Annotated in this window: 7 protein-coding genes; 1 reads left to right on the top strand and 6 read right to left on the bottom strand. The window is 68.3% G+C overall.

Features of this window, described 5'->3' with window-relative positions; genetic code table 11:
- The first annotated feature begins 639 nt into the window (after window positions 1-639).
- Window positions 640-2,535: a M23 family metallopeptidase gene (locus tag DBV35_RS26815; RefSeq protein ID WP_157962004.1), complete on the top strand. Its 1,896-nt coding sequence runs from the start codon at window positions 640-642 to the stop codon at window positions 2,533-2,535.
- An 82-nt stretch (window positions 2,536-2,617) separates the two neighbouring features.
- Here the strand turns inward: DBV35_RS26815 and DBV35_RS26810 are convergent, their stop codons facing one another.
- The 6 genes from DBV35_RS26810 to ptsP form a co-directional block, all read right to left on the bottom strand.
- Entirely contained in the window at window positions 2,618-3,391 is a 774-nt protein-coding gene (locus DBV35_RS26810; RefSeq protein WP_157962003.1) for a class I SAM-dependent methyltransferase, read from the bottom strand.
- A 157-nt stretch (window positions 3,392-3,548) separates the two neighbouring features.
- Window positions 3,549-6,152 carry an ATP-dependent chaperone ClpB gene (gene clpB, locus DBV35_RS26805; RefSeq protein ID WP_108663431.1) on the bottom strand — a complete coding sequence of 868 codons (2,604 nt, stop codon included), beginning with the start codon at window positions 6,150-6,152 and terminating at the stop codon, window positions 3,549-3,551.
- A gap of 329 nt (window positions 6,153-6,481) precedes the next feature.
- Window positions 6,482-7,177 carry a DUF4167 domain-containing protein gene (locus DBV35_RS30920; protein WP_108663430.1) on the bottom strand — a complete coding sequence of 232 codons (696 nt, stop codon included), beginning with the start codon at window positions 7,175-7,177 and terminating at the stop codon, window positions 6,482-6,484.
- A 389-nt stretch (window positions 7,178-7,566) separates the two neighbouring features.
- Window positions 7,567-8,457, bottom strand: coding sequence for a peptide chain release factor N(5)-glutamine methyltransferase (gene prmC, locus DBV35_RS26795; RefSeq protein ID WP_157962002.1), 891 nt, complete (start codon window positions 8,455-8,457; stop codon window positions 7,567-7,569).
- Window positions 8,450-9,511 (bottom strand): peptide chain release factor 1, encoded by a 1,062-nt coding sequence (gene prfA, locus DBV35_RS26790; protein ID WP_108663428.1) that lies wholly within the window; start codon window positions 9,509-9,511, stop codon window positions 8,450-8,452. The genes prmC and prfA overlap by 8 nt, the downstream gene beginning before the upstream one ends.
- A gap of 8 nt (window positions 9,512-9,519) precedes the next feature.
- Complete coding sequence (gene ptsP, locus DBV35_RS26785; protein WP_108663427.1) at window positions 9,520-11,784, bottom strand: phosphoenolpyruvate--protein phosphotransferase; 2,265 nt, start codon at window positions 11,782-11,784, stop codon at window positions 9,520-9,522.
- Window positions 11,785-11,815 lie beyond the last annotated feature (31 nt).

The following is an 11,815-nucleotide window of genomic DNA, read 5'->3' as shown; positions in this document are numbered from 1 at the left end:
CCCTTGCCCCGATCTCTCGGGCCATCTGGCCAATCTGTCCCTGAAGCCTTCCAGGGCGGCGCCGGTTGGCGTCGCGCCCCGTCGGTGGTTGGGGATATACGCAGCCGCCCCACCGGTGTCAACACGGACCTTGAAGAAAGTTTGCCGGGGGCGTCGCTCCAGGGCAGAACGCCCCGGAACCTCTGGGAAAAGCGACTCTTCCACATGGCGGAGAGTGGGTCTTCGGCGGGCCGTCTCCGCGGCGGTCTCCCAAAAAAAATCGCTTCGGCCTGAAAATAGTTCCGCCGCCTGACAGGGAGAGGGGAGGGCGGACCGAAATCCGGCCTGGCGCGGCTGCTACGCGTGCGCGCGCGTGCGCGCACGTTTCCTCTTTTATCCCAGAGCCCCCTTCTATCCGAGAGCTCCCGGTCAGCGGGGATCGGTCCCAAGGACGGGTCGTGTCGAGGGCACACGCGGATCGGGGCCGTGCGGGCCTCCCTCTCCTCGCCAGCGTCCGTGCGGTGCGTCCGACGCGGAAGACGGGAAATGGCCAGGCCACGCGAGGGTTTCGGCCTGTGCTGGGGGCGCGGCGCCTCGCAGCATTGGCCATCCCGGCAAAGCGGGATAGAAGTGGGACCGTAACAGGCAGGGAGAGTGTGCGTGCTTGCTTGGGATCAACACCGCAAACAGAAGTCGATCGAACTCGGAACCGAGCCGCCGATCGCGATGGGGGACACCGACCCCTCGCGATACACGCGGCGTGGCGTCAGCGTGCGCTGGCTCTTCGGCGTCGCCGTCACGGCGGTGACTTCGGTCGCCCTCATGGGGGGCGCGCTCTTCGCCGCGCTCGACGGACGTTATGTGGTGAAGGCCGAGGCGGCCACCTTCGACAATATCGTGCCCCAGCGGGCGCAGAAGGCGCAGAAGGGCGACCGCGTCCTCCCCGCCTTCAGCCCGGTCGCCTCGAGCCGGATCATCGAGGTCAGCACGGTCGTGCGCCAGGGCGACAAGAACCTCATCGCCAAGCGCCCCTACCAGCTCGTCAGCGCGAGCCTCGTGCTCGACAGCGGCAAGCTCGGCGATATTCCGGCCTTCAACCCGCGCGAGCTCGAGCGTCCGGCCGAGGCGGCCGCCGAGAGCGTGACCGACGCGATCTATGACCGCGCGGTCGATGGCGAGATCACCGTCAGCGTGTCGGCCCTGCCGCTCGACGGCAATGTCCCGATCGACCGCAGCCTCGATCTCGAGGAGGACGAGGTCGAGCGCCAGCTTCGCGAGGAGCAGTATGGCGAGCCCTCCGTCGCCTCGCGCGTCGATGTGGATGCGTTCGTGGAAACATCGCTGACCCCGCCGAACGTCATCGTCGTGCCGGAGAATGTCTCGGAGCTGATGAAGACGTCGGAGGCGGAGGAGGACGTCGAGGAGGCGAGTTCCGACCTCGTCGAGGTCGTCCAGCCGGGCGACACGCTGTCGAAGATCCTGCACGGCAGCGGCATCGGCAGCGACGACACCGCCGCGATCGACGCCGTGCTCTCGCGCATCGGCGTCGAGACGCTGCGTCCCGGTCAGATCCTGCGCATGGCCTTCGAGCTCGACGAGACGGACGAGGAGGCGCAGCGCCGCCCGATCCGCTTCTCGATCTACACCAAGGAAAGCCACGTCGCGACGGTCGCCCTCACCGACGACGGCAAGTTCGTCCTCGGCGAGGCGCCTCCGGGGGCGCCGCCGGTGGTGGACGAGGTGCAGCCCGCCTCGTCCGACGACCGCCTGCCGACCGTCTATAAGAGCCTCTACCAGACCGCCACCGACAACGGCCTTCCGGACCGGGTGCGCGACGTGCTCCTCGCGACCTTCGGCAACGATGTCGACTACAATTCGCGGGTGCGCGCGGGCGACCAGCTCACCGCGCTCTACTCGGCGAAGAACGAGGCGGGGACGCCGGCCGAGATCCTCTATGCCGCGTTGACGGCGAGCGGGGTCGAGCGGCGCTTCTATCGCTTCAAGTCGCCCGACGGCACCGTCGACTATTATGACGAGGACGGGCGCACGGGCGACAAGTTCCTCCTGCGCAAGCCGATGGAGCGGGGCGTCTACCGCTCCGGCTTCGGCATGCGCCGCCACCCGATCCTCCACCGCCAGCGCCTCCACAAGGGCGTCGACTATGCCGCCCCGCGCGGGACGCGCATCTATGCGGCGGGCGACGGCGTCGTCACGCAGGCGGGCTGGAAGGCGGGCTATGGCCGCTGGGTCGCGATCCGCCACAAGAACGGCTACGAGACGGGCTACGCGCACCAGTCGCGCATCGAGAAGGGCATCAAGCCGGGCATGCGCGTGAAGCAGGGCCAGATCATCGGCTATGTCGGCTCGACCGGCTTCTCCACCGGCCCGCACCTCCACTTCGAGGTTCACGTCAACGGCCGTCCGGTGAACCCGCTCAAGATCCGCCTGCGCCGCGGGCGCGAGCTGACGGGCGAGCAGCTCGTGGCCTTCCGCTCCGAGCGCGACCGCATCGACGCGCTGATCGGCGCGCAGCGGATGGAGATGGCCCGCCGCTGACGGCGCCGCCACCCCACTGGACCACCGACAAAAAAAGCGCCGGGCTTGGACCCGGCGCTTTTTTCGTTCCGAACGGCGCGGTTCAGGCGGCGGTCGCGACCCCCAGCACATAGGGCCATTGGAGGCGGATCACCCCGTCCGTCCGCCGCGCCTCCGCGCTCATGCGGATGTGCTCCACCACGAGGCGGCGCACCGAGGCGGCCTGGCGGTCGATCAGCATCGGCGCGCGCACGAGCGCGCGGTTGAGGACCGCGAGCACCTCCTCGCCGGAGCGATGCGACTTGGAGGCCATCTGCTTGGTCAGCGAGATCTCGCGGAAGCCGGCCGCCTCCAGCATGGGCACCGCGCTCGGGCGCTGCGAGAATTGGAAGGGGGGCGGCGAGGGCGGCAGGCCGACATCCATCGTCCCGTGCGTCTTGATGGCCGCGTTTACGAGCTCCATGATGTCGAAGCCCGCCTCGGGCGGACCCCAGGCGGTGTAGAGGTAGAGGCCGCCGGGCTTCAGGACGCGGCGCGCCTCGGCGAGCGCCAGCTCCGGCGTCGGCATGTGCCAGAGGCCGAACGAGCAGGTCACGACATCGAATTTCGAGGCGGCGAAGGGCAGGGCCTCGCCGTCGCCGACGGCGATGTGCGCGTCGGAGGCCTTGTCGCGCGCCATCGCGGCCATCGGGAGCACGAAATCGACGGCGGTGACGTCGGCGCCCGCCTCGGTCAGTGCAATCGCGAGGTCGCCGGTGCCGCAACACACGTCGAGCACGGACTTGCCGGCGAGGTCCCCGGCGGCCGCGAGGATCGGCACCGCCGCCTGCGCGGTGATGTCCGCGAAGTGGGAATCATAGTGCTCCGCTTTCGCCATCCAGCCTGCGTGTTCGAGGCTTTTGAAGGAGACCGACATGGTTGAGCCTTTGGCGAATCAGAAGGGCCTTCGACGTTAACGGCAAAACAAAAGGCCGCGCAAATGGCGGCCTCCTGTCTGGCTGATCGTGGGGGATGGCGGCGCGTGGCCGCCACCGTCAGGCCGCGGCTGCGACCGAGCGGATGGTCTCGAAGACGAGCCGCTCGGTGGTGGGCGACGCGCGGACCGTGTCGCCGTCCATGATCTCGCCACCGAGGATCTTCTCGGCCAGCGGGTCCTGGACCTCCTTCTGGATCACGCGCTTCAGGGGGCGCGCGCCGTAGACCGGGTCGTAGCCGCGCTCGGCGAGCCACTCGCGGGCGCCCTCGGTGAGCTCCAGCGTGATCTTGCGGTCGGCGAGCAGCTGGCGCACCCGCGCCATCTGGATGTCGACGATCGCGGCCATCTGGGCCCGCTTCAGGCGCGAGAAGAGGACGATCTCGTCGAGCCGGTTCAGGAACTCGGGCCGGAACGTCGCCCGGACGAGCTCCATCACCTGCGGCCGGACGGCCTCCACTTCGTCGCCCTCGCCCTGCGCGGCGAGGAACTCCGCGCCGACATTCGAGGTCATCACGATGATGGTGTTGCGGAAGTCGACCGTGCGGCCCTGGCCGTCGGTCAACCGCCCGTCATCGAGCACCTGCAGGAGCACGTTGAAGACGTCCGGGTGCGCCTTCTCGATCTCGTCGAAGAGGACGACCTGGTAGGGACGCCGCCGCACGGCCTCCGTCAGCGCGCCGCCTTCCTCGTAGCCGACATAGCCCGGAGGGGCGCCGATCAGACGGCTGACGGCGTGCTTCTCCATGTACTCCGACATGTCGATGCGGACCATCGCCGTGTCGTCGTCGAACAGGAACGAGGCGAGCGCCTTCGTGAGCTCGGTCTTGCCGACGCCCGTGGGGCCGAGGAACATGAACGAGCCGATCGGCCGGTTCGGGTCCTGGAGCCCGGCGCGCGCGCGGCGGACGGCGGACGAGACGGCATGCACCGCCTCGGGCTGGCCTATGACGCGCTTCTCGAGCTCCTCCTCCATGCGCAGGAGCTTCTCGCGCTCGCCCTCCATCATCTTGTCGACCGGGATGCCCGTCCAGCGCGACACGACCTGCGCCACGTGGTTGGACGTCACGGCCTCCTCGACCATGCTGCCGGCGTTGTCGGACCCGCCTTCCTCGACCTCCTTGATGCGCCGCTCCAGCTCCGGGATCACGCCATAGGCGAGCTCACCGGCGCGGGCGAGGTCGCCCTGGCGCTGCGCGTTCGCGAGTTCGATGCGGGCCTGGTCGAGCTTCGCCTTCACGTCCTGCGCCCCGGCGAGCTTGTCCTTCTCGGCGCGCCAGCGCTGCGTGAGGGCGGCGGAGCGCTCCTCGAGGTCTGTCAGCTCGCGCTCCAGCTTGCCGAGACGGTCGCGCGAGGCGGCATCGTCCTCCTTGCGCAGCGCCTCGCGCTCGATCTTGAGCTGGACGATGCGGCGGTCGAGCTCGTCGAGCTCCTCCGGCTTGGAGTCGACCTGCATGCGCAGACGCGAGGCGGCCTCGTCCACGAGGTCGATCGCCTTGTCCGGCAGGAAGCGGTCGGCGATGTAGCGGTTCGACAGGTTCGCCGCCGCGACGATCGCGCTGTCGGTGATCCGCACGCCGTGGTGCAGCTCGTACTTCTCCTTCAACCCGCGCAGGATCGACACCGTGTCCTCCACGGTGGGCTCGTCCACGAAGACGGGCTGGAAGCGGCGGGCGAGCGCGGCGTCCTTCTCGACATATTTGCGGTACTCGTCGAGCGTGGTCGCGCCGACGCAGTGGAGCTCGCCGCGCGCGAGCGCCGGCTTCAGGAGGTTCGAGGCGTCCATCGCCCCGTCCGCCTTCCCCGCGCCGACGAGGGTGTGCACCTCGTCGATGAAGAGGATGACGTTCCCGGTCGACTTGATCTCGTTGAGGACGGATTTCAGCCGCTCCTCGAACTCGCCGCGATATTTCGCGCCCGCGATGAGGGCGCCCATGTCGAGCGAGAGGAGCGTGCGGTCCTTAAGGCTCTCGGGCACGTCGCCATTGACGATGCGCAGCGCGAGGCCCTCGGCGATGGCGGTCTTGCCGACGCCGGGCTCGCCGATGAGGATCGGGTTGTTCTTGGTGCGGCGGGACAGAACCTGGATGGTGCGGCGGATCTCCTCGTCGCGGCCGATGACCGGGTCGAGCTTGCCCTCGCGCGCATCCTCGGTGAGGTCGCGGGTGTACTTCTTCAGCGCCTCGTACTGCCCCTCGGCCGAGGCCGTGTCGGCGGTGCGGCCCTTGCGCAGCTTGGCGATCGCGTCCTCGAGCGCCTGGGGGGTGGCCCCGGCCTCTTTCAGGATCTTGAAGGATTCGGACGAGGGCTCGGTCACGAGCGCGAGGAGAAGGCGCTCGACGGTGACGAAGCTGTCGCCGGCCTTCTTCGCGAGCTGCTCGGCCTGCTGCAACACCTTCACCGTGGCGGGTGTGAGGTGGAGCTGACCGGCGCCCGATCCGCCGACCTTGGGCAGGCGTGCGAGGACGCGCTCGACGGCGGCAAGCGCCTCCTTCGGGCGCGCGCCGGAGGCGGTCAGAAGACCTGCGGCGAGACCCTCGGAATCGTCGAGCAGCACCTTGAGCAGGTGCTCGGGTGTGAATTGCTGGTTGCCAGCACCGATCGCATTGGTCTGGGCGGACTGGATGAATCCACGCGTGCGGTCGGAGAATTTCTCAATATCCATGGAACCTCCGTAGGCCGGCTCAACAGCGAAGGCTCGAAGAGCGGCATGGGGTGACGTGGCGCAAGAGCCGCCACGGGCGCCGCCAGAAGGCCGGCGCCATCCATGAGATAAGCACGCGTGGGGCGGAGAAAAGGTCCAAACCAAACCGCCACGCAATCATTTGCACGATTTGTCGGCACGCATGCCGAATGGGCGCGCAGGCCCGTCAAAAGGCCCGGCGCGCCAGGCCTTCGCCTCAACGCGCGTGCGCCTTTGCCCTCACCGGGAGACGGTGCGCGGACGACCGGCGGCGCGTTGCGCGGGGCCGTCCGTCGCGCCGTCGTCCGGCGTCAGCTCGCCTGTTCGGCGGGTTCGCCGGCGGGGGCCTGATCGGCGCTCTCGGTGCGGCGGGTGCGGGTGCGGGCGCGCGGGGCGCGGGTGCGGCGCTTCGGCTTCGCCTCGTCCTCGCTGGGCGCGTCGGCGTTCGCTTCGGCGTGGCCGCCCTCGTCGGACCCGTTCATCTCGACTTCGGCTTCGGGCTCGGCCTTCGCGGCGTTGCCGTTGCTTCCGTTGTGATGGGTGTGGACCGCGATCTCGTCGTCGCCATCATTGTCGCCGTCGCTGTCGCCGTCATCATCACGATCGTCGCCATTGGCGCGGATCGTGCGGCGCACGCCCTCGTCCTCGTCGTCGAGCCCGTCGAAGCCGTTGATCGAAGGCTGCTCGCCGCCGAAGCGGTCGTCATACCGGCCGTTGCGGCCACCGTCTTCACGGCGCTCGCGTGGCTGCTGGCTGTTCGACTGCTCGTAAGCCTGCGCGACGATGCGGTAGTAGTGCTCGGCGTGCTGAAAATAATTTTCAGCCATCACACGATCGCCGGACGACTGCGCGTCCCGTGCAAGCTGGGAATACTTGTCTGCGATTTGGAGCGCGCTGCCACGGATCTTAACATCCGGGCCGTTCGACTCGTAAGACCGAGCAAGCGGATTGCTATTCTTGCTCCGATTGCGGCCGCGCAGACGCTTGTTCGGATTGTTTGGTCTCATCAGTTCATTTTTCTCGTCCGGGACAATACGTCAAACCTGCAGAATGTCTGGCAAAGGAAGCTTGTTGACCTTCCATTGGCCAATCCGATCGACACGCGCCGATCTCCATCCCACACAGTTCGCCTTGGAGCGCCGCCGAGCAGCGCACCACACCCACCAAGAACACGACGGCCGGCAATACCCAGCCGCGGGTACGTCACACGTCAGACCCGATCGTCGCCCTCATGGCGTCAGTGATAACAGTGCCCCTTTCGAGGGGCAGGCACTCAATGGGGCTCCATCGGCGAATCTGCCGGGGCCCATCGGCCGACAGGCGGACGTTAGCCGTTCCAACCCGTCTTTCCAAGACTTAATTACATCGTGGTCACGTCTTTTCCAAGACCGACCCATCAAGCATTCATCCGCCTTAGCGCGACGGCGCGCGTGTCGCCGTTCAGATCAGTCGCCAGCGTCACCGCCGACAAGCCGTGCTCGGCCGCCTCGCGGATGACCTCGCCGCTAGCATTGGGGTCGATCTCGACGATCAAAGTTCCGCCGGGCTTCAGCATCTGGTTAGCCTGCGAAAATACTACACGGTAAGCATCAAGACCGTCTTCCCCGCCATCAAGTGCAAGCCGGGGGTCGTTGTCTCGCACGATTGGATCGAGCGTCTCGATCACCGACGTTGCGATATAAGGCGGATTCGACACCACCACATCGAATTGCGGCGCCAGCGCCGCGCCGAAATTGGCGACGACGAACCGGGCGCGATCCGCGAGATTGTTCCGCTCGGCGTTGCGCTCTGCTTCGCGCAGCGCATCCTCCGAGATGTCGACCCCGACGCCGAATGCGTTGAGCCGTTCGCTCAGCACGGCGAGCAGGATGGCGCCCGTTCCTACTCCTAGATCGGCGATGAGGGCCGTGGTTTCAACCGGCTGAAGCAAAGCCAGCGCAAGCTCGACGACAGTTTCCGTCTCCGGCCGCGGCTCGAGCGTGCTGGGGCTGACCCTCAGATCCAGCGACCAGAAGGCGCGGCGGCCGAGAATGCGGCCGATCGAGCGGCCCGACAGGCGCTCGCGCACCCGCGCCTTCAGCGCGTCGGCAAGGTCCGGGGCGACGCGCATCCGCGGGTTGGCGATGAGCTGGGCGGTCGAGACGCCCAGCGTCTCGGTCACGAGGAGGCGGGCGTCGAGGTCGGGGGTCGCGAGGCCGGCTTCGCGGAAGGCGCGCTTGACCCCGTTATAAAGGCTCGACAGGTCGATGTCGTCGCCGGTGAGGCCAAGGGGATCGGTGTCAACCATCGGCCTCGGCCAGCAAGCGGGATTGGTGATCGGTCGCGAGCGCATCGACGACCTCGTCGAGCGCCGTGCCGTCGAGAACCTCGCCCAGCTTGTAGAGGGTGAGGTTGATGCGGTGGTCGGTGACGCGCCCTTGCGGGAAATTGTAGGTCCGGATCCGCTCCGAGCGGTCGCCCGAGCCGACCTGGCCCTTGCGGTCGGCGGCGCGGGCGTCGTCGGCTTCCTGGCGCATCATGTCGTAGAGGCGGGCGCGCAGCACCTCCATCGCCCGCGCACGGTTCTGGTGCTGCGACTTCTCGGAGGAGGTGACGACGATGCCCGTCGGCAGGTGGGTGATGCGCACGGCCGAGTCGGTCGTGTTGACGTGCTGGCCGCCCGCGCCCGACGCGCGCATCGTGTCGATGCGGATGTCGGAGGCGGGGATCTGCACGTCGACCTCCTCGGCCTCCGGCAGCACGGCGACGGTCGCGGCCGAGGTGTGGATGCGCCCGCCCGACTCCGTCGCCGGGACCCGCTGCACGCGGTGGACGCCGGACTCGTATTTCAGCCGCGCGAACACGTTCTGCCCGCGCACGGCGGCGATGATTTCCTTGAAGCCGCCCGCGTCCCCTTCGGAGACGCTCATGGTCTCGACCTTCCAGCCGTGCTCGGAGGCGTAGCGCTCGTACATGCGGAAGAGGTCGCCGGCGAAGAGGGCCGCCTCCTGGCCGCCCGTGCCCGCGCGCACCTCGAGGATCGCGCTCTTGGTGTCGGCCTCGTCCTTCGGGAGGAGGGCGACGCGGATCTCGTCGGCGAGGCGGTCGATCGTCTTCACGATGGCGGGGCGCTCGGCCTCGGCGATCTCGGCGAGCTCGTCGTCGGCGCGCATCAGCTCGTCGATCCCGGCGAGCTCCTTCTCCGCCTCGCGCAGGGCCGCGACCGAGCGCACGAGCGGTTCAAGCTCGGCATACTCGCGCGAAAGCTCCACGTACTCGTCGGCCTGGGGGCCGGCGGCCATGCGCTGTTCCAGAATGTTGAAGCGGTCGACCACCTCGTCGAGCCGCTGACGCAACACCATTCTCGTTCCTAGACTGGGATGTCGTTCGCGTCCGCAAAGCGCGAAAGAAGATGACGAAGATCGTCGTTTCCACGTCCCGGTTCAAGCCTCGGCCAGAGGCGCGCGCGCAATCGTCCCAGGTCTGTTGCACGAATGGCAGCCTTCACCGGACCGATGGCGGCCGGCGGCATCGACAGGTGCGTGTAGCCGAGGCCGAGAAGGCAGAGCGCCTCCAGCGGCCGGCTCGCATAATCGCCGCAAACCGTGACGGGCACGTTCGCCTCGCGGCACGCATCCGCGATCCGCTTCAGCATCCGCACGAAGGACTGGCTCATCGTGTCGAAACGGCCCGCGACGCGCATGTTCGACCGGTCCGCCGCCATCGCGAACTGGAAGAGATCGTTCGTCCCGACCGAGACGAAATCGGTCACCGCCAGGAGCTCTTCCAGCTCGAAGAGGAGGGAGGGCGTCTCCAGCATCACGCCGAGCTTGGTCGATTTCGGCAGCGTGTAGCCGTGCGTGTGGAGGAAGCGGCGCTCGCGGTCGAACATGGCGCGGGCGGCGTTGAACTCAGCGACGGTGGTCACCATCGGGAACATCAGCCGCAGCTCCGCCCCTCCCGAGGCGAGAAGGAGGGCGCGGATCTGGGTGCGCAGGAGGCCCGGCCGGTCGAGCCCGAGGCGCACGGCGCGCCAGCCCATGGCGGGGTTCTCCTCCTCCACCCGGCGCAGATAGGGGAGGATCTTGTCGCCGCCGATATCGAGCGAGCGGAAGACGACGGGGAGCCCCTCGGCCCCCTCATAGATCTTGCGGTAGAGCTGCTCCTGCGCCTGGATGCGCGGCAGCGAGGGCGCCACCATGAACAGCACCTCGGTCCGGAAGAGGCCGACGCCCGCCGCCCCGCTCTCCTTCAGGTGCGGCATGTCGGCGAGCATGCCGGCGTTCATCGACAGCGTCACGTCCTGCCCGTCGCGCGTGACGGCGGGGAGCTGCTTCAGGCGGCGATACTGGGCCTGCTTGCGCGCCCGGAAGCGCACCTTCTCGGCGAAGACATTCTCGACATCGGAGGAGGGGCGGATGTGAACATCGCCCCCTTCCGCGTCGACGATAATCGCCTCGCCCGATTCCACCAGCGAGGTGACGCCGGAAGCCTGGCCGATCGTCGGGATGCCGAGCGCGCGGGCGATCAGCGTCACGTGCGAGGCGGGGGTGCCTTCCTCCATGACGAGGCCGCGCACACGCGCGCGCTCATAATCGAGGAGCTCGGCCGCGCCCATCGAGCGCGCGACGATGATCGCGTCACCGGTGATCTGGGCGAGCGAGGTCGGCGAGCGGCCCATCAATTCGCGCAGGAGCCGGTTCGCGAGATCGTCGAGATCGTGGAGCCGCTCGCGCACGAGGCGGTCGGTCGAGCGCAGGAGCCGGGCGCGATTGTCGGACTGGACGCGCTCGACCGCGGCCTCGGCGGTGAGGCCGGAGCGCACGACGTCAGACATCTTGCGCGCCCAGCCGCGGTCCTGCGCGATCATCAGGAAGGCTTCGAGCACGTCGCGCGGCGCACCGTCGCCCTTCACCTCGTCGCGCGAGAGGTGGGCGACGAGGTTGCCGCGGATCTTGTCGAGCGCGGTCTCCAGGCGGTTGAGCTCGTGCTCCGCATCGTCGTTGAGGAGCTGGGTGACGACGACGCGCGGCTCGTGCAGGACGACGCGGCCGAGGCCGATCCCCTCGACGAGCGAGACGCCGCTCACATGGAGCTGGCGCTTGATGTCGAGCGCGGCGGTCGGCTGCGGGATCTGCTCGAGGTCGCCGGTGCCGGCGATCTCGGCGATCACCATCGCCGTCGTCTGCAGCGCCTCGACCTCTTCGTTGTCGTACCGGCGCGGGGCGCGGTTCTGCACGGTGAGGACGCCGAGCATACGCCCGGCCCGCAGGACGGGCACGCCGAGGAAGGTGTTGTACTCGTCCTCCCCCGTCTCCGGCAGGTAGGCGAAGCCGGGGTGGGAGCGGGGGTTGATGATGTTGAGAGGCTGCGCGGTCTTCGCGACGCGGCCGACGAGACCTTGCCCGACCCTCAGCCCCGTCCGGTGAACCGCGGACGGGTTGAGGCCGTGGGTGGCGTAGAGCTCAAGGACGCCATCCTCGCGCAGAACGTAGAGCGAGGAGACTTCCGCAACCATGTTGTCCGCGATGATGCGGACGATCCGGTCGAGGCGCGCCTGTGCTTCCAGAGGCGCGGCCATGACCGCGTGCAGTTGCTTGATGAGCTGTCTCGGTCCAGCGAGCGTGTCCCGCATCGTTCCTCCTGCAACCTGGGGTCGATCACGG

It is taken from the genome of Acuticoccus kandeliae, assembly GCF_003073115.1.
The sequence above is the reverse complement of the archived record's forward strand: the minus strand, read 5'-3'. Positions and strand labels throughout refer to the sequence as shown.